Origin of the sequence: Rhodanobacter geophilus, from assembly GCF_040812275.1 — a bacterium.
GTDB classification, from domain to species: domain Bacteria; phylum Pseudomonadota; class Gammaproteobacteria; order Xanthomonadales; family Rhodanobacteraceae; genus Rhodanobacter_A; species Rhodanobacter_A geophilus.
Window position 1 is genome coordinate 60,433 of sequence record NZ_JBFOHL010000012.1, and the last position, 18,119, is coordinate 78,551.

The window sequence follows — 18,119 nt, forward strand, 5'->3', positions numbered from 1 at the left end:
CACGCTCACGGGCACAACTTGTCCAGCAGCGCCTGCTGCGCGCTGTAGGGCGCATGGCGGCCCGGGGTGGCGCGGGTGTAGCGGCCAGCGGCGTCAAGCAGCCAGGCCTGGGTGTTGTCGGCGAGGCCGTTGGCGAGGGTTTCCTCGTACACGCGCGCGGCCAGTTCGGGATCGCGGATGGGGAAGGCGATCTCGATGCGCCGCATCAGGTTGCGTTCCATCCAGTCGGCGCTGGCGCAGTAGATCTCCGGCGCGCCGTCGTTGCCGAACCAGTACACGCGGCTGTGTTCGAGGAAGCGGCCGACGATGGAGCGCACGCGTATGCGTTCGGAGACGCCGGGCAGGCCGGGGCGCAGCGTGCAGGCGCCGCGCACGATCAGGTCGATCTCCACGCCGGCCTGCGAGGCGCGGTACAGCGCCTCGATCACGTGCGCCTCGTTCAGCGCGTTGAGCTTGGCCACGATGCGCGCGGGGCGGCCGGCGCGGGCCAGTTCCGTTTCGCGGGCTATGCGTTCCATCACGCCGGTGTAGAGGGTGAACGGCGAATGCAGCAGGCGCTTCAGCGCGATGCGCGGACCCAGGCCCGAGAGCTGCTGGAACACCTTGTGCAGGTCCTCGCCGATCTCCGGGTCGGCGGTCATCAGGCCGATGTCGGTGTAGGTGCGGCTGTTGATCTGGTGGTAGTTGCCGGTGGAGAGGTGGGCGTAGCGGCGCAGCGTGTCGCCCTCGCGGCGCACGATCAGCATCATCTTGGCGTGGGTCTTGTAGCCCACCACGCCGTACACCACCTGCACGCCGGCCTCCTGCAGGCGGGTGGCGAGGCGGATGTTGGCCTCCTCGTCGAAGCGCGCGCGCAATTCGACCACCACGGTGACGTCCTTGCCGTGGCGCGCGGCCTCCACCAGCAGGTCCACCAGCGGGGTGTCCTCGCCGGCGCGGTACAGGGTCTGCTTGATCGCCAGCACGTTCGGATCGGTGCTGGCCTGGCGCAGCAGGTCCACCACCGCGGCGAAGCTCTGGTAGGGGTGGTGCAGCAGCACGTCGCGCTGGGCGATGTGCTCGAACTTGTCGCGGCTCGTCTCCAGCCCGGCCGGCAGCTGCGGGGTGAAGCGCGGGTATTTCAGCTCGGGGCGGTCCAGCCAGTCGCAGATCAGCCCGGCACGGATGATGTTGACCGGGCCGTCGCAGCGGTAGACATCGGCTTCCTCGAGCTGGAAGTTCTGCGTCAGCATCGCGGTGATCGCCTGCGGGCAGTCGTCGGCGATCTCCAGCCGCACCGGCCGCGCGTAGCCGCGCCCCACCAGCTCCTCGCTGAGCGCGCGGGCGAGGTTGTCCACCTCCGCCTCCTCCACCATCAGCTCGCTGTTGCGGGTGACGCGGAACTGGTAGGAGCCGACCACCTTGAAGCCGGGGAACATCAGGTCGACGAAGGCATGCAGCAGCTCGGCGAGGAACACGAAATGGTCGCCCTCGCCGCACACCTCGGCGGGCAGGCGGATGATCCGCGGCAGCGAGCGCGGCGCGCGCACCAGCGCCATGTGGCCCTCGTGGCCGAACGCGTCGCGGCCCTTCAGCACCACCGCGATGTTCAGCGTCTTGTTGAGGATGCGCGGGAACGGATGCGCCGGGTCCAGCCCCAGCGGCGACAGCACCGGCAGCACCTCGTGTTCGAAATAGCCCTGCAGCCAGCGCCGCTGGCGCGGGCTCCACTGCTTGCGGGTGAGGATGTGGATGCGTTCGGCGTCCAGCTGCGGGCGGAGTTCCTGCTGCCAGGTCTGGTATTGCCCGGCGACCAGCTCCAGCACGCGGCTGCGGATGCGCGCCAGCAGTTCCGGCGGCGTCAGGCCGTCCGGCCCGGGCGCGGCGGAACCGTAGGCATGGTGGTGCTTGAGCATCGCCACGCGCACCTCGAAGAACTCGTCGAGGTTGTTCGCCACGATGCTGAGGAAGCGCAGCCGTTCCAGCAGCGGCACCGTGGTGTCGCGCGCCATCGCCAGCACGCGGAAGTTGAATTCCAGCGCGGCCAGCTCGCGGCTGAGGAAGAGCTCGGGAGCGGCGAGGTCGATGGGCGTGGGCATGGGGGTGTCGGTACGGCGCATGCCCGCATTCTGGCGCATTTCCGGCCGCGGCAATGTGACTCGCGCCGGGCGGCACTCACGCCATGCGGCGGCGCAGGGCCGGCTGCCTGCACGGCTTGCCGCGAAGCGTCATCCGGTATGGCACGGCCGGCGGCACCTCACGCGTCGCGTGCGGGGCCGCACGCCACGTACTCGCGGCGCAGGCCGTAGCCGAACAGCCGCGCGGGCACGTGCCGCACCGCGCGGAAGCCCAGCAGCCAGCGCAGCAGGGCCGGCACGCGCGGCGGTTCGCCGCGCTGCTCCAGCACGCTGGAGATCAGCCGTCGCTGCATCAGCATCTGCACGCGCTGCACCACCCGCACCGGGAACTCGCGTCGTTGCTGCACCTGCGCCAGCAGCGTCTCGTCGATGGGGGCGCCGGCACGCAGCGGCCCGGCCAGCCGGTTCGCCGCCGCCACCGCGTCCTGGATCGCCAGGTTGATGCCGACGCCGCCGATCGGCGACATCGCGTGCGCGGCGTCGCCGAGCAGCAGCAGGCCCGGCAGGTGCCAGCGCGGCAGGCGGTCGATCTTCACGGTGAGCGTGCTGACCGCGTCCCAGCCGGCGATGGCGTCCTTGCGGTCGGCGAGGAAGGCGGCCAGTTCCGCCACGCCGTCGCGCAGCACCTGCACCGGCTGCGCGCGCAGCGCGGCGTCGCTGCCCTTGGGCACCAGGTAGGCCACCTGCCAGTAGTCGTCGCGGTTCAGCAGCACCATCATGTGGCCGCGGTCGACGATGCCGAAGGTGTCCTGCGGATCGCTGTCCTTGCGCGGCAGGCGGAACCACAGCACGTCCATCGGCGCGCCGTAGTCGCGTGCCACGAGGCCCGCCGCCTCGCGCAGGGTGGAATGGCGGCCGTCGCAGGCCACCACCAGGTCGGCGCGCAGGTCGTAGGCGTCGTCCGGTCCGTTCACCCGCACGCCTGCGACCCGTCCTTGCTCGCGCAGCAGATCGGTCGCGCAATGCCGCATGCGCAGGTCGAACGAGGGATGGCGTTGCCCCTCCCGTGCCAGCAGGTCGAGGAAGTTCCACTGCGGCACCAGGGCCAGGTAGCCGTAGGGATGCAGGCCGCGGAAGTCCACGATGGGTTGCGGCCGGCCGCCGACGATCGCATCCAGGTGTTCCACGCGGTGTTGCGGCAACGCGTCGAATCCGGCGCGCAGTCCCAGCTCGTCGAGGATCGCCAGCGTGGACGGGTGCACCGTGTCGCCGCGGAAATCGCGCAGGAAGTCGCCGTGCTTTTCCAGCACCGTCACCGCCGCGCCGGCACGCGCCAGCAGCAGCCCGAGCATCATGCCGGCGGGACCGCCGCCGACCACGCAGCAACGCGTTTGCGACAGGCCTTCGGACATCGGGCGACTCCTGCTCGGACGGGATGGCGCCATCGCGAATGGCGATTTTCCATTCTCGAAGGGTTCTTGCCGCGGCGTCCAGTGTCCGTGTCGATGGCAGAAACGAGGTCGGGATTCACCGGGTCCGGAGGATCCGGCGGGGCGCCACGTCAATGGTCGACCCAGGCCATTTCAGGTTTCGCCAAACCGGTCGTCCACCGAAGGCAGGCGTTCCGGTCCGAAGTGGCAGGCGAAGGTGGAGCCGCGGCCCGGTTCGCTTTCGATGCTCAGCCGCGCCTGGTGCAGGTTCAGCACGTGCTTGACGATGGACAGGCCCAGTCCGGTGCCGCCGGTGCCGCGCGAGCGGCTGGAGGAAACGCGGTAGAAGCGTTCGGTGAGCCGGGCGAGGTGGCTGGCGGGGATGCCGTAGCCGCTGTCGCTGACCGAGTACACCGCGCCGTCCGCGCTGCGCCGCCAGCGGATCGTGATGCTGCCGCCGGCGGGGGTGTAGCGCACCGCGTTGCTGACCAGGTTGGACAGCGCGCTGTGCAGGTCCTTGGGCGAGCCGAGCAGGTCGAGGCCGGCCTCGGCCTCCACCGCGATGGTGTGGCGGCCCTGGCTGAGCGCCTCGGCTTCCTTGCGCAGGGTGGCCAGCAGCGGTGCCATCGGCACGCGCTCGTCTTCGACGTGGTGCTGGGTCTCCAGCCGCGACAAGGTGAGCAGGTCCTCCACGATCTGGCCCATGCGCCGCGACTGCGCGCGCATTTCCCCCAGCACCGGTGCCAGCGCGGGCACGTCCTCGGGGTCGATCAGCTCGAGGTAGCCGTGGATCACGGTGAGCGGCGTGCGCAGCTCGTGCGAGACGTTGGCCACGAAGTCCCGGCGCATCTGCTCCAGCCGGGTGACGTGGCTGGTGTCGCGCGCCAGCAGCACCTGCTGGCGGCGGCCGAACGGCAGCAGGCTCACGCTGATCTGGCTGTCGGGCTTGCCGGGCGCGATGGTGTCGTGCAGCGGTTCGCGCTCGCCGCCCTGCTGCAGCCAGCCGGCCAGTTCGGAGGCCTGCAGCCGCTGCCGCAGCAGCGCGCCGCGGTCCTGCGGCAGGCGCAGGCCGAGCAGGGTCTCGGCGGCGTGGTTGCACCAGCGCACGTGCTGTTCCTGGTCGAGCAGGACCACGGCGTCGGGCAACTGGCTGGCGGTACGGCGCAGGTCGCGCAGGTTGGAAGCGAGGCGGCGGGTGCGCATCAGGAGACGGTCATGGCGTGGCGTGGCGGCCGTGGCGGGCGGCGGCATGATGGATCGCGTCACATGACCGAATCGGGTCAGCAGCAAGACGATTTCCGCCACGGCGACGATGGCCACGCCCGATGCGACGCGGCCGCCGGCCAGCCAGCCCAGCAGCGCGCCGGCGAGCAGACCCGCGGCCAGCGCCACAGGGAGTGCCCAGGCGCGGTGCGCGGGAGTCGTCGGGTCTTGCGTCCGGGAGGGTGGCATGGCGGCCAGCATCGGCAAAAGCCCGGGCCGCCGCAAGCAGGTCAGACGCTGGCCGAGAAGCGGTAGCCGCTGCCGCGCACCGTCTGCACCATGTCATGCAATTGCCATGGTTCCAGCGTCTTGCGCAGGCGGCGGATGTGCACGTCCACGGTGCGCTCCTCCACGTAGACGCTGCCGCCCCACACGTGGTCGAGCAGCTGCGCGCGCGAGTACACGCGCTCGGGGTGGGTCATGAAGAAGTGCAGCAGGCGGTATTCGGTGGGGCCGATGGTCACCGGCTCCTCGCCGGCGAACACGCGGTGCGCGGGGCCGTCGATGCGCAGCCGGCCCAGCTCCACCACGCCGGAGCCGTCGTCGCCGTGGCTGCGTCGCAGCACCGCCTTGATCCGCGCGAGCAGCTCGCGGGTGGAGAACGGCTTGACCACGTAGTCGTCCACGCCGGCCTCGAGGCCGTTGACGCGGTCCATCTCCTCGCCGCGCGCGGTGAGCATGATGATCGGGATCTCCCGGCTCAGCTCCTCCTTGCGCAGGCGGCGCGCCAGTTCCAGCCCGCTCATGCCCGGCAGCATCCAGTCCAGCAGGATCAGGTCGGGCACCTGCTCGGAGATGGCCAGCTGGGCGGCGCGGGCGTCGGCGGCCTGCATCGCCTCCATGTCGGCCTTGCGCAGGGCGAACGCGATCATCTCGCGGATCGAGGTTTCATCTTCGACGATCAGGATGCGCTTGTGCACGCGGGCAAGGTCCGTGGCCTGTGACCGGGATATTGCAATGCAGAAATGTTACGCGGCGATGACATGGATTGCTTGTGTGGGTTGTTTGTGCGCTTGTCCGTGAGCAGTTACATACCTGTGCACTCGTCCATGAGTGCAGAATCAAACGGGCAGCCATCCATGGCCGCATTGCTCATAAAAGCGGCTACTCATGGCCGCACTTGCTGTACTTATGCGCTCATCCTTGAGCGCAAGAGTCAAGAAGCGGCCGTCCATGGCCGCACTTTTCAGTAAGAACCGCCTGTATCCAGGCCGAAACACAGTCGTCCGGCGCAATGCCCGTCCTGCAGCTGCTGCGAATCGTCGCGGGTGGCGGGGTTGTCCGGCGTGCCGATCTTGCGCTTGCGCAGCTCCAGCACCAGCGGGGTGAGTTCGGCGATGCGCGCCTGGATGCGCGCGCGGGCGTAGTAGCTGAGGTCGGCGCGCTGGAGCAGGCGCTTCAGCTGCTCCATCGCGTCGAACGGACGGCCGGAGTAGTAGCTGGCGTCGGCCCAGGCCTCGCCGGCGCGTTCACCGTCGCCGGCCTTGTCGCTGGCGCGGGCGTAGGCGGTGTAGATCTCGGGCTGGTCGCTGTTTTCCAGCAGCGGGCGCAGCAGGTCCGCCGCGGTGGCGACCTGCTGCTTGTCGCCGCCGTCGGTGAGCGCAGTGGCGTAGGCCAGCGCCACCGCGCGGTTGCGCGGCGACTGCTGGTTGAGGTCGCGGTACAGCGCCAGCGCGGCGTCCCGCTGGCCGGCCTGCAGCTCGGCGTCGGCCAGCGCCAGGTTGAGGATCAGGCTGTCCCTGTGCGCCTTGAGCAGCGGCTGCAGCTGTGTCATCGCCTGCGCGCCGCGGTCGCTGCGGGTGAGCGCCAGCGCGTAGCCGTAGCGGTTCGCCGGGATGTCGAATCCGGGCCGGTCCTTGAGGTTGGTACCGTACCAGGTGGCCAGCCGGAGGGCGTTGCCGGCCAGCACGCGCACCCGTTCGCGCATCAACGCGTAGGTGCCGAGGTCGTCCGGGGCGGGAGCGTCCCTGTCGAGGCGGATCGGTTCGCGCACGAACGGCATCGGCGCGGTGATCTGTTCCCACTGGCCCTTGAGCAGGGTGTCGCCGGAGGGGCGCAGCTTCTGCGCGGCGATCAGCGCGCCGGCACGCGCCCTGGCGTCGGCGATGCGGTCGCTGGTGACCGGGTGGTCCTGCAGGAACGAGGGCGCCTCGCCGCCGGCGCCGGCGCTCATCACGTCCTCCATGTGTCCGAAGAACGCGGCCATCGCGTTCGGATCGAAGCCGGCGTTGGCGAGGGTCTGGATGCCGGCGCGGTCGGCCTCGATCTCGTCCTTGCGGGTGAAGTTGATCGACTTCTGCATGAGCAGGCCCTGGCCGCCGGCGAGCACCGCCATCGGCGCGTCGCCGGCGCTGCGGCCGGCGGTGCCGGCGGCGATCGCGCCCAGCAGCACCAGCGCCATCAACGGCGCGTCCTTCTTCGAGGCCTCGAACGCGCGTTGCAGGTGGTTCTGGGTGATGTGGCCGATCTCGTGGGCGATCACGCCGGCCAGCTCGCTCTCGTTGCGGGTGATGGTGATCAGGCCCGAGTTCACCGCGATGTAGCCGCCCGGCGCGGCGAAGGCGTTGATCTCGTCGTCCTTGACGATGAAGAACGCGAAGTGGTCGCGCGGCTTGGCGCAGGCGGCGACCAGGCGGAAGCCGAGGTCGTTGATGTAGTCGTCCAGCAGCGGGTCGTCCACCACCATGTCCAGCGCGCGCATCTGGCGCAGCATCGCCGCACCGTAGTCCTGCGCCTCCTGCGGCGAGATCAGCGCGTTCGCCGAGCTGCCGAGGTCGGGCAGGCGCACGTTGTCCTGTGCCCCGGCGGCGAAGGCGAGGCCGGCGAGGACCAGGGTGGTCAGCAGGCGCGTGGCGGGGCGTCGTGGTGCCATGGACATGAGTTGGGGGACAATATGGGGTATGACCGTCGCCGGCAGGTGCAGTTCAGCGCCTGCCGGCTTGTTTTTGCAAGCATCCGCCGCCATCTGGGCGGCAGATGTCCGTGGAGCCCGGCAATGCCCAAGATCGAAGTCTATTCCACCGCGGTCTGTCCGTACTGCGTGGCGGCGAAGAACCTGCTCAAGGCCAAGGGCCTGAGCTGGGAAGACATCCGCGTGGATACCGATCCCGCGCAGCGCGACGCCATGCTGGCGCGCAGCGGCGGCCGCCGCACGGTGCCGCAGATCTTCGTCAACGACCAGCTGGTGGGCGGCTACGACGACCTGGTGGCCGCCGATCGCAGCGGCAAGCTGGCCCAGCTGCTGGGCGAAGCCGCATGAGCGGCGGCCAGGACGACGGCAACCGCGGCGAAAAGGACCGCGTGGCCGAGTTCACCGCGTTCCGCCAGCGCATGAACGAGCGCATCCTGGCCGAGGACAGCCAGGTGGTGCGGCGCTTCTTCGCGCTGGACACGCAGACCTACAAGCCCGGCGCGCTGGACGTGAAGACCAAGGAACTGCTGGGCCTGGTCGCCTCGATGGTGCTGCGCTGCGACGACTGCATCAGTTACCACGTGGCGCAATGCAGGGAGGCCGGCGTCACGCGCGAGGAGTTCTTCGAGACCTTCAGCGTGGGCCTGGTGGTGGGCGGCTCCATCGTGATCCCGCACCTGCGCCGCGCGGTGGATTTCCTGGATCGCCTGGAAGCGGGCGAGGCCGGTTCGTCCGGCAGCTGCGCCGACCACGCCTGACGGAGTGCTCCCTCTCCCCCAGGGTGAGAGAGGAGAGAGCCTGGCATGCGAGTTCCCGCAACGCTCCGTGCGAGGATTTTCAACGTCTTGCGGGCGCTCCCGCCTGTTCGCTCCCGTACGGATGGGCGATAATTGCGGGCTTGTCGATCCTTGTGCCCCTTCCCGCGGCAGCGGTCGATGGTTTCATTCCCCAATGGAGTTTCCCCATGAGCAAGACCATCGCGGTGATCCCGGGCGACGGCATCGGCCCGGAGATCATGACCGCCACGCTGCGCGTGCTCGACGCGCTGGACTGCGGCCTTTCCTATGATTTCGCCGACGCCGGCATGGTGGCGCTGGAGAAGCATGGCGACCTGCTGCCCAAGGCCACGCTGGACAAGATCGCCGAACACAAGGTGGCGCTGAAGGGCCCGCTGACCACGCCGATCGGCGGCGGCTTCACCTCGATCAACGTCACCCTGCGCCGCCACTTCGACCTGTACGCCAACGTGCGCCCGGCGATCAGCTTCCCCGGCACCAGGGCGCGCTTCGACAACATCGACATCATCACGGTGCGCGAGAACACCGAGGGCGCGTACCTCGCCGAAGGCCAGTCTCTGTCCGAGGACGGCCAGACCGCGATCTCGATGATCCGCAACACGCGCAAGGGCAGCGAGCGCATCGTGCGCTACGCCTTCGAGCTGGCGGTGAAGAAGGGCCGCAAGAAGGTCACGGCCGTGCACAAGGCGAACATCATCAAGACCGCCTCGGGCCTGTTCCTCAACGTGGCGCGCGAAGTGGCGAAGGAATACCCGCAGATCGAGTTCAACGAGATGATCGTGGACAACACCTGCATGCAGCTGGTGATGAAGCCCGAGCAGTTCGACGTGATCGTCACCACCAACCTGTTCGGCGACATCCTCTCCGACCTCTGCGCCGGCCTGGTCGGCGGCCTGGGCCTGGCGCCGGGCGACAACATCGGCGCGAGCGCGGCGATCTTCGAGGCGGTGCACGGCTCCGCGCCGGACATCGCCGGCAAGGGCATCGCCAACCCCTGCGCGCTGCTGCTGGCCGCGGCCGACATGCTCGACCACCTCGGCATGGTGGACAAGGGCGACAAGCTGCGCGCCGCGATCCGCGACACCATGACGCACGACCGCGACAGCGTCACGCCGGACCTCGGCGGCAAGGGCAGCACCGAGAGTTTCGGCGAGGCGATCGCGAAGCGCGTGAAGGGCTGATCCGCCCCGCGCGAAAGTCTCCGGAGGCCGCGGCATCGTCCGCGGCCTTCGCGTTTCCGGACGGCATGTTCTGCGACGGCGTGTTCTGGAACGGCGCCGCCCGTCTCGCTAGCATCGATGGTCCTGGCGGCCTCCGGCGCCTTCACCCGTCCTCGCGCGCATGACGTCCTGGGTTTTCCTCTACTTTGCCGCGGCCCTGCAGGCCGCCCTGCTCGCGCTGGCGCTGTGGCGACGGCCGGCCAACCGAGAGGCGAACCGGCTGCTCGCCCTGTGGGTGGCACTGGCCGGCCTCGACCTAGCGGTGAAGGCGGCGTACTGGCACACGCTGGCGCCGGAGTGGTTCCGTGCCTATCGCTTCGTGGCGCTGTTCCCGTTCCTCTACGGCAGCCTGTTCTACCTCTACGTGCGCACGCTGACGCAGGGGCGCGGCTTCCGCTGGCGCGACTGCGTGCACCTGCTCGGCTTCGGCGCGATGTTCGTGGCCAGCGGCTACGTGTGGACGATGGACCATGCGCGGATCGCGGCGCTGTCGGCGCGCTGGATCGCCGGCGAGCGCAACGTCGGCGTGTGGTTCGACGGGCCGCTGTTCGTCTACAGCCTGTCCTACGTGGCGGCGGCGCTGGTGCGCGTTCACCGCCACCGGCGCGGGTTGCGCGAGCGGCGCTCGGACGCCGACCGCCATGCGTTGCGCTGGATCGACGTGCTGGCGCTGTGCCAGATCGTGATCTGGATCGTCGCCATCGTGCAGGCGGTGGTGTGGATGCCGGTGATCAACTACATGCTGCTGTTCGGCCTGGTGGCGGCCTGGGTGTGCGTGGTGGGCTGGTTCAGCCTGAACCAGGCGCCGGTGGTGGTCGAACCCGATCCGCCGCCCGCGCCGGCATCCGAACGCCTGGAAGTCGCGCCCGACGACGCCCGTTCCGATGCCGTGCAGGCCCGCCTCGCGGAGCTGATGGGCGGCGCCGCGCCGCTGTACCTGGAGCCGGCGCTGACCATCGGCCAGGTGGCGAAGCGCAGCGGCTATCCCGAGTACCTGGTGTCGGCGGTGATCAACCGCCGCTTCGGCGGCACGTTCTGGGACTACATCAACCGGCTGCGCGTGGAAGCGGCGCGCGAGCGCCTGGCCGACGCCGGCGACACGCGCAGCATCCTCGACATCGCCTACGCCTGCGGCTTCACCTCCAAGTCCACCTTCAATGCCGCCTTCAAGCGGCAGGTGGGCGACACGCCCAGCGCCTACCGCAAGGCGGCGCAGCCGCTCACGGCGGTGGCTGGCGGTGCAGGGCGGCGATGATCGCGGCCACCAGGTCGCCGGTGTCGTCGCCGTAGTCCAGCGAGATGCCCATGCGCACCACCACCAGTTGCTCGGACGGCACGATCACCACGTACTGCCCGAACGCGCCGCGCGCGTAGTACATGTCCTTCGGCAGCTGCGGCATGCCCCAGGACGCGTTCCACACCGGCACCCGGGTGTCGTTCCTGACGTTCAGCCAGAAGCCCGCGCCGTAGCCGGTGTCCAGTGTCTGCGAGTGGCTGTAGGCCACCCAGCCCGCGGGCAGGATGCGCTGGCCGCCGACCACGCCGTCGTCGAGGTAGAGCTGGCCGAAGCGGGCGAAGTCGCGCGCCGTGCCGTAGCTGCCGCTCGCGCCGACCAGGGTGCCGTCGGCGTCGGTCTGGATCACCGTGTGCGCCATGCCCAGCGGCGCGAACAGCTCGCGCCGCGCGAAGCGCTCGGCGTCCGCGGCGCTGCCGCCGGTGGCATCCGTGACCATGCGGCCGAGCAGCACGTAGCCCAGGTTGCTGTAGCCCCACGCGGTGCCGGGCGCGTGGGCCAGCGGCATCCGCGCCGCGTATCCGGCCATGTCGCGTTCCAGGAAGGTCATGCGGGTCAGCGGGTTCAGCGCGCCATCGGTCTCGTCGAACGGCAGGCCGCTGTCCATGCGCAGCAACTGGTCGATGGTGATCGCATGGCGGGGGTCGCCGGGCGACCGCCATCCGGCGACCGGTGCAGGCTGTTGCCGCCGCAGCCTGTCTTCGCGCACCAGGATGCCGATCAGCGCGCTGGTCAGCGACTTGGTCAGCGAATGCGCCCAGATCGGCGTGTCCGGCCCGTAGCCTGGTGCGTAGCGCTCGGCGATGAGCCGGCCGTCGTGCAGCACCACCACGGCCTTGGTGTTGCGCGGATGCGCGGGGTCGGGTTCGGCGAAGGCGCGGTCCAGCGCGCGGCGGATCGCGGGGTCGTTCGGGGCGACCGGACGGCCCGGGAACGGGCTGGCGATGGGGGAGGGCGTGAAGCCGGCAGCCTCGGGCGCCGGGCCATCATCGTGCAGCAGCAGGCAACCCAGTCCCGGGCGGAACACGGCGCGTGCGCCGAAACCCCCGAGCACGCTGGCGTGCACTTCGTCGTGCGCGCGGTCCACCTGCCAGCGGACCGCCCAGCCGATGCCGCGCATCAGCGGCGCATGCTGCTCGCGGAACACGCGGCCGGGATCGACGCGGCTGACGAACACCGCGTCGCACAGTCCCTGGCTGACCGAGCCGGTGGCGACGAGCAGCAAGGGCCTGCCCGCCGTGCACAGCCAGGCCGTGCCGGCGAGCATGCTGGCCAGCAGCAGGCCCAGGACGATTTTCAGGATGCGTGCAGTCATCGGATGCTTCCTTCGCTTCACGATTGCGCCGCCGAGGCGGCAGGGGATGGGTGTTGCCGGATGGCGCGCCTGCGCAGCAGGACTTCGCACACGGCCAGGTTGATCGGCCAGCAGGCCCAGGTCGCGAAGACGTAGACCGGCAGGAACGGCAGGTGGAGCGCCGTGCCGAGGGCCAGGATCAACCGCAGCGTCACCGCGGTGAAGCTGAGCGCGGCGGTACGGCACATCCAGCGGCGATGGCCGGCGACGTCGCCGGCCACGATGTGGCGGATGCCCTTGCCCATGCAGAACAGCCAGGCCAGGGCCAGGGTTGCCAGGGCCAGTCCGCTGGCCGCGCCGCCTTGCGTGTGCCGGGCCATCGACAGGGCGGCGAGGGCCGCCACCAGGATGCCGCTGGCGGCGAGCCAGCCACTCAGCCGGTGCAGGCGGGGCGCGAGCCGGCGCACGGTGGCGCCCAGCTGCAGCGGAGTCAGCAGCAACGCGAGTCCGGCGCCGAAGAAATGCGCCGGCACGTCCAGCCCGGACACGGCGAACTGGGCGGCGAAGCGGTTGTACGGCGAGTGCTCGCGATAGAGATAGGCGAACGCATACGCGGCGACCGCGATCGAGAGCACGGTGAACGTCAGGATGGCGATGCAGCGCAGGAGCCTGACGGATCGATCGCGCATGGGATGGTCCCGTTCGTCGGAAGGAGCAGTCAGCATGCGGCGATGGACATCCAGCCTCGTCCGGGACGGCGGAACCGTACGGCAGCCCGCGGCGCGCAGGTGCGATCCGGCCGGTTCGGACGTATCCGGTGCAAGCGGGAGACCGGGACAGCCTCTAAGATGCGCGCTGCGCCGTTGGCGTTGCTTGCCGGTCGAAGGGAGAGTGCATGAGGGCGAAGGAATGGCTGTCGGGTCTGCGCGGCGGGCGGGATCGTCCGGTCTCGCGTCGCATTGCCACTGTCGCCGATGGCCTGGCCGGCGGCCGCGACAACTTCCTGCTGTTGCGGCTGCTGGCGGCGAGCCTGGTGATCTACGGCCACGCGCCTGCCATCACCGGTGGCCGGGGCTGGCCGGATGTCTTCGTCTGGCTGGGCTGGGGCAGCTACTCCGGCGACCTGGCGGTGGACGTGTTCTTCGTGGTCAGCGGCTTCATGATCGCCGGCAGCTACCTGCGCCGGCAGCACCTGGCGGATTTCCTGTGGGCGCGGCTGCTGCGCATCTATCCCGCCTACATCGTGTGCCTGCTGGGCACGGCCTTCGTGCTGGGCGCCGCGTGCACCAGCCTGCCGCTGCATGACTACTACGGCAGCCACGAGGTGGTGCGCTACGTGTCGAAGAACGTCCAGCTCGGCAAGGGGCTGTCGTGGGAACTGCCGGGCGTGTTCACCGGCAACCCGAAGCTGGCGTTCGTCAACGGCTCGATCTGGACGCTGCCGGCCGAGGTGCGCATGTATCTCTGGGTGGCGCTGGCGGGCGTGTTGGGCATCCTGTCCCGCCGCTGGTGCTGCACCTGCTGCTGGCGGCCCTGTTCGTCTGCGGACTGCTGGCGCCGGCGCACGTGCCGCTGGTGCCGCTGGCCTCGTTCCTGCGGCTGGCCGGCTGCTTCGCGCTGGGCGTGTTCTGCTGCGTCAACCGCGAGCGCATCCCGGCAGGCTGGTGGTGCGCGGCTGCACTGGCTGCGCTGGCCTGGCTGCTGCGCGCGACGCCGCTCTATCCGTTCGCCTTCGCGCTGGCGCTGACCGCCTTCGTGTTCGCGTTCGGCTATGCCTCGCCGTGGCTGGGCTGCCTGCGCTTCGGCGATTACTCGTACGGCCTGTACCTGTGGGGCTATCCGATGCAGCAGCTGGTGGCGCATCTCGCGCCGCGGCTGACCCCGGCGGGCAACATCCTGCTGGCGTGGCCGCTGGCCATGCTGCTGGCGGTGCTGTCCTGGCACCTGGTCGAGCGGCCGGCGCTGCGGCTGAAGTCCCTGCCAGGCGTGGCGCAGGCGAAGGCGTGGCTGGTGTTCGCGCGCATCCGCGCAGGCGGCTGAAGCCTGCGCGGATGCGCGCGCAACGTCAGTGCGCGGCGGGCTTGTAGTGGCCGCCTTCCGTGCGCACGGCGATGTTGAGCCGGTTCCAGGTGTTGATCAGGCCGACCAGCAGGATCAGGTCGATCACCGCGGCGTCGTCGAAGTGCTGGTGCAGCCGTTCGTAGAGCGCGTCGGAGACCGACTCGTGCGAGGGCAGCTCGGTCAGTTCCTCGGCGAAGGCCAGGGCGGCCTGCTCGCTTTCGCTGTACAGCTTGGTCTCGCGCCAGGCGGGCAGCAGGTGCAGGCGCTGCTCGGTCTCGCCGGCGGCGCGGGCGTCCTTGCTGTGCATGTCGAGGCAGAACGCGCAGCCGTTGATCTGCGAGCAGCGCATCAGCACGAGGTCGGCCAGCTTGGCGTCCAGGTGGCCGCGTGCGCGGATCTCCTCGCCGAGCTTGACCAGCGGCTGCATGGCGGCGTAGTGGCGCTGGATGGAAATGCGGGTCATGGGGAAACTCCTGTGTCTGTCGGGGATGACGGCCGGAAGGGGCCGCTCAGTGCCAGGACGCGCCAGTCGGCGGATTCGTGACCGTCGCCGCCAGCCGGGCCAGCTTGCCGGGATGGCGCAGGGCGTGGATGGCGCTGATGTGCTCGCCGTCGTCCTCGATCCAGATCGCGGTGGTCAGCGCGTCGCCGGCCCAGGCCAGCAGGGCCGGCGCCCCGTTGAGCGTGAGCAGGCTGTAGCGCAGCGGCTGCAGGCGGGTGTTGTGGGCGATCTGCAGGTACAGTCGTGCCAGTCGCTCGGCACCGTGCAGCGGGTGCAGGGTGGCGGCGACCACGCCGCCGCCGTCGCTGATGTGGATGGCGTCCTCGGCGAACAGCGCCTGCAGCGATTCCAGCGTGGGTTGTTCCATCGCCGCCACGAAGCGCTGCAGCAGGCGCTGCTGGGCGCGCGCATCCACGTTGAAGCGCGGGCGGTCCTCGCGCAAGCGGGCCCTGGCGCGATGGACGCGCTGGCGGCAGGCGTTCTCGGCGATGCCGAGGATGGCCGCCGTTTCGGCATGGCTGTAGTCGAACACCTCGTTGAGCAGGAAGGCGGCGCGCTCGTCCGGGCCCAGCCGTTCCAGCAGGGTGAGGAAGGAGAGGGTGAGGGTCTGGTCGCGCTCCAGCGCCGCCTCGGGCGTCTCGGTGCCGGCGCTTGCAGCGGGCGCGGTTTCTTCCACCAGCGGCTCGGGCAGCCATGGGCCGGGATAGTGTTCGCGCTCGGTCTTGGCGCGGCGCAGGCGGTCCAGCGCCAGGCGCGTGGTCACGGTGACCAGCCAGGCCTCCGGGTCGTCCAGCGCGTCGGTGTCCTGCGCGTGCCAGCGCAGCCAGGCATCGTGCAGGACGTCTTCGGCGTCGGCGGGCGTGCCGAGCATGCGGTAGGCCAGCCCGAACAGTCGCGGGCGGTGTTGCTGGAACAGGGCGGTTTGCGGATCCACGGCGGTTTCCTCAAGGGAATCGCGGCAAGGACGCGCGGGCGGGCCTCGGCGTTACAGCTTCAGCGGACGAACGGCCACGGCGCGCAGACGATCAGCCATGCAAGCACCAGCATGCCGAGGTATTTCAGCACGCGGAACAGCTTCGGGTGTCTCTTCTTGAACGCGCGGTTGCGTTCGCGGTTGCGCTGGTTGAGCGCGAACACGCGGTTGACGAAGCCGGTCTTCTCTTCCGGCGATTCGGTGTTCGGCGAAGCGGTGATCCTGCCCATGAAGGCCCCCACACGATGGTTGATCGCGCTCATCCAGCGCGTGCGCAGCGGGCGTTCCACGTCGGCGAACAGGATCACCCGGGTCTGGTCGGTCTTGTTCTCCACCCAGTGCACGTAGGTCTCGTCGAACACCACGTCCTTGCCGTCGCCCCAGGCGTGTTCCTCGCCGTCGACGAAGATGCGGCAGTCGCGCGAGTTCGGGGTGATCAGGCCGAGGTGGTAGCGCAGCGAGCCGGCGAACGGGTCGCGGTGCGGGTTGAGCCGGCTGTTCGGCGCCAGCGTGGCGAACATCGCCGCCTTGACGCTGGGGATGGACTTCAGCAGCGCCACGGTCTGCGGGCACAAGGCCTCGGCCGAGGCCAGCGGTTCGCCGTACCACTTCAGGTAGAAGCGCTTCCAGCCCTGCTTGAAGAAGCTGTTGAAGCTGGCGTCGTTGCCACCCTGTGCGGCGCGGATGTGGCCCTCGTCGAACAGCGACAAGGCTTCCGCGCGGATGGTCTGCCAGTTCGCCTGCAGCAGGTCGAGTTGCGGGAAGCCGCGGCGGTCGAGGATGGGGCGCGCCGGTACCGCGGAGAACGCGTACATCAGCAGGTTGTACGGCGCGAAGATCGCCGAGTGATCCACCAGCTGGCGGTCGAAGCGCAGCCGCGCCCGCCCGCGCAGGTGCACCAGCAGCACGCACAGCGCGAACAGCAGGATCAGGATCAGCAGGACGAGGCGAGGGGTCATCGGGTCGGGCGGCAAGGTGGGGCGGGGCAATGCGGCATTCTAGCGCCCGTGCCGTGAACCGCCGCAGCGCACCCGCTCAGTGCGACAACACGCGCAGGGGCGCGCCACCCGGCTGATAGCCATGTGCCAGCGCGCGCTGCACGTAGGCCACGGCACGTCGCACGGCGCCGCGAGGCGTTTGTCCCCTGGCCAGCTCGGCGGCGATCGCCGAGGCCAGCGTGCAGCCGGTGCCGTGGGCTTGCAGTTTCAATCGCGGGTGGCGCAGCTCCAGCACGCCGCGCGCGTCGAACAGGCGGTCCACCACCTCGCGGCCGCTGCCGTGGCCGCCCTTGAGCAGCACGGCCCTGGCGCCGAGCTCACGCAGCTCGTTGCCGGCGCGGGTGCAGTCTTTCGCGCTGCGGATCGGGTAGCCCAGCAGCGCCTCGGCCTCGGGCAGGTTCGGCGTGAGCACGTCGGCCAGCGGAATCAGCTCGTCCACCAGCACCGCGATGGCGCCTTCGTCGAGCAGGCGCGCGCCGCTGGTGGCGATCATCACCGGATCGACCACCAGCCATGCCGGCTTGCGCGCCGCCATCTCGCGCGCCACCAGTCGCACGATGGCCGCACCGCCCAGCATGCCGGTCTTCACCGCGGCGATCGGGAAGTCGTCGAACACCGCGGCGATCTGGCTGCGGATGTGCCTGAGCGGCACCGGATGCACCGCGGTCACGCCGCGCGTGTTCTGCGAGGTGACCGCGGCGATCGCCGACAGTCCATGCACGCCGCGGGCGTGGAAGGTCTTGAGGTCGGCCTGGATGCCCGCGCCGCCGCCGGAGTCGGAGCTGGCGATGGTGAGGGCGATGGGGGGCGTGGTGTGGGACATCGATGCCTGGTGGTTGTCGTACTGTCGGGTATGGCGGCTACTGGATGACCCGCCCTTTGGCTGTTGAAAAGCGCCTCCGGCCTTCGCTGGAATGACGGCAAGCACGAGGTGCCTGCTCATGATCGTCATTCCGGCGAAGGCCGGAATCCAGTTACAGCAGCGTTGGATAAAGATCGCACCATCCGGGGTTCCCGCTTTCGATCAGCCGAAGTTTCCAGGAGCGCTTCCATTCCTTGAGCTGCTTCTCGCGCAGGATCGCCGACTCCATGGTTTCGTGCAGCTCGTACCAGACCAGATCGTGGACGCGATAGCGCGAGGTGAAGCCTGCGACGACTTCGTTGCGATGTTGCCAGGCGCGACCGGCCAGGTTGCTGGTGACGCCGGTGTACAACGTGCCGTTCCGACGACTGGCAAGCATGTATACGCAAGGTTGCCGCCTTTCCATGGCGTGGTCTCCACTGGATGCCGGCCTGCGCCGGCATGACGATCAAGAGCG

17 protein-coding genes are annotated in these 18,119 nt (G+C 69.8%); 5 read left to right on the plus strand and 12 right to left on the minus strand.

Annotated features, from left to right (window positions below; genetic code table 11):
- Window positions 1-5 precede the first annotated feature (5 nt).
- The 5 genes from ppk1 to ABQJ56_RS13615 form a co-directional block, all read right to left on the minus strand.
- Window positions 6-2,099 carry a polyphosphate kinase 1 gene (gene ppk1 / locus ABQJ56_RS13595; RefSeq protein WP_367845550.1) on the minus strand — a complete coding sequence of 698 codons (2,094 nt, stop codon included), beginning with the start codon at window positions 2,097-2,099 and terminating at the stop codon, window positions 6-8.
- Window positions 2,100-2,236: 137 nt separating this feature from the next.
- Window positions 2,237-3,469: an FAD-dependent oxidoreductase gene (locus ABQJ56_RS13600; protein WP_367845551.1), complete on the minus strand. Its 1,233-nt coding sequence runs from the start codon at window positions 3,467-3,469 to the stop codon at window positions 2,237-2,239.
- A gap of 171 nt (window positions 3,470-3,640) precedes the next feature.
- Entirely contained in the window at window positions 3,641-4,939 is a 1,299-nt protein-coding gene (phoR, locus tag ABQJ56_RS13605; RefSeq protein WP_367845552.1) for a phosphate regulon sensor histidine kinase PhoR, read from the minus strand.
- A 41-nt stretch (window positions 4,940-4,980) separates the two neighbouring features.
- Entirely contained in the window at window positions 4,981-5,670 is a 690-nt protein-coding gene (phoB, locus tag ABQJ56_RS13610) for a phosphate regulon transcriptional regulator PhoB (protein WP_367845553.1), read from the minus strand.
- A 266-nt stretch (window positions 5,671-5,936) separates the two neighbouring features.
- The gene (locus tag ABQJ56_RS13615; protein WP_367845554.1) at window positions 5,937-7,628 is read right to left on the minus strand and encodes a M48 family metalloprotease; all 1,692 of its coding nucleotides are present in this window, start codon (window positions 7,626-7,628) and stop codon (window positions 5,937-5,939) included.
- A 117-nt stretch (window positions 7,629-7,745) separates the two neighbouring features.
- Here ABQJ56_RS13615 and grxC point away from each other — a divergent pair, with 117 nt between their 5' ends.
- The 4 genes from grxC (at window position 7,746) to ABQJ56_RS13635 (ending at window position 10,933) form a co-directional block, all read left to right on the plus strand.
- A complete protein-coding gene (grxC, locus tag ABQJ56_RS13620) occupies window positions 7,746-8,009 on the plus strand; it encodes a glutaredoxin 3 (protein ID WP_367845555.1) in 264 nt (87 codons plus the stop codon).
- On the plus strand, window positions 8,006-8,419 hold the full coding sequence (locus ABQJ56_RS13625) for a carboxymuconolactone decarboxylase family protein (RefSeq protein WP_367845556.1): 414 nt from the start codon (window positions 8,006-8,008) through the stop codon (window positions 8,417-8,419). The genes grxC and ABQJ56_RS13625 overlap by 4 nt, the downstream gene beginning before the upstream one ends.
- Window positions 8,420-8,625: 206 nt before the next feature.
- On the plus strand, window positions 8,626-9,639 hold the full coding sequence (locus ABQJ56_RS13630; RefSeq protein WP_367845557.1) for an isocitrate dehydrogenase: 1,014 nt from the start codon (window positions 8,626-8,628) through the stop codon (window positions 9,637-9,639).
- 160 nt (window positions 9,640-9,799) lie between these two features.
- Window positions 9,800-10,933 (plus strand): helix-turn-helix domain-containing protein, encoded by a 1,134-nt coding sequence (locus ABQJ56_RS13635; RefSeq protein WP_367845558.1) that lies wholly within the window; start codon window positions 9,800-9,802, stop codon window positions 10,931-10,933.
- Here the strand turns inward: ABQJ56_RS13635 and ABQJ56_RS13640 are convergent.
- Together ABQJ56_RS13640 and ABQJ56_RS13645 are read right to left on the minus strand one after the other, a co-directional pair.
- Window positions 10,899-12,287 (minus strand): serine hydrolase domain-containing protein, encoded by a 1,389-nt coding sequence (locus tag ABQJ56_RS13640; protein WP_367845559.1) that lies wholly within the window; start codon window positions 12,285-12,287, stop codon window positions 10,899-10,901. The genes ABQJ56_RS13635 and ABQJ56_RS13640 overlap by 35 nt on opposite strands.
- A 17-nt stretch (window positions 12,288-12,304) precedes the next feature.
- The gene (locus tag ABQJ56_RS13645) at window positions 12,305-12,955 is read right to left on the minus strand and encodes a DUF2306 domain-containing protein (protein WP_367845560.1); all 651 of its coding nucleotides are present in this window, start codon (window positions 12,953-12,955) and stop codon (window positions 12,305-12,307) included.
- Between the two features lie 206 nt (window positions 12,956-13,161).
- Between ABQJ56_RS13645 and ABQJ56_RS13650 the strand changes: the two genes are divergently transcribed.
- Entirely contained in the window at window positions 13,162-14,013 is an 852-nt protein-coding gene (locus ABQJ56_RS13650) for an acyltransferase family protein (RefSeq protein WP_367845561.1), read from the plus strand.
- 318 nt (window positions 14,014-14,331) lie between these two features.
- Here ABQJ56_RS13650 and ABQJ56_RS13655 read toward each other — a convergent pair whose 3' ends face one another.
- From ABQJ56_RS13655 to ABQJ56_RS13675, 5 genes are all read right to left on the minus strand, one after another.
- Window positions 14,332-14,790, minus strand: coding sequence for a carboxymuconolactone decarboxylase family protein (locus ABQJ56_RS13655; RefSeq protein ID WP_367845562.1), 459 nt, complete (start codon window positions 14,788-14,790; stop codon window positions 14,332-14,334).
- A 46-nt stretch (window positions 14,791-14,836) separates the two neighbouring features.
- Window positions 14,837-15,763 (minus strand): RNA polymerase sigma factor SigJ, encoded by a 927-nt coding sequence (gene sigJ, locus ABQJ56_RS13660; RefSeq protein ID WP_367845563.1) that lies wholly within the window; start codon window positions 15,761-15,763, stop codon window positions 14,837-14,839.
- A 59-nt stretch (window positions 15,764-15,822) separates the two neighbouring features.
- Window positions 15,823-16,761: an aspartyl/asparaginyl beta-hydroxylase domain-containing protein gene (locus ABQJ56_RS13665; protein ID WP_367845620.1), complete on the minus strand. Its 939-nt coding sequence runs from the start codon at window positions 16,759-16,761 to the stop codon at window positions 15,823-15,825.
- Window positions 16,762-16,837: 76 nt separating this feature from the next.
- Entirely contained in the window at window positions 16,838-17,623 is a 786-nt protein-coding gene (gene thiD, locus ABQJ56_RS13670) for a bifunctional hydroxymethylpyrimidine kinase/phosphomethylpyrimidine kinase (protein WP_367845564.1), read from the minus strand.
- 151 nt (window positions 17,624-17,774) lie between these two features.
- Window positions 17,775-18,068: a GIY-YIG nuclease family protein gene (locus ABQJ56_RS13675; RefSeq protein WP_367845565.1), complete on the minus strand. Its 294-nt coding sequence runs from the start codon at window positions 18,066-18,068 to the stop codon at window positions 17,775-17,777.
- Window positions 18,069-18,119 lie beyond the last annotated feature (51 nt).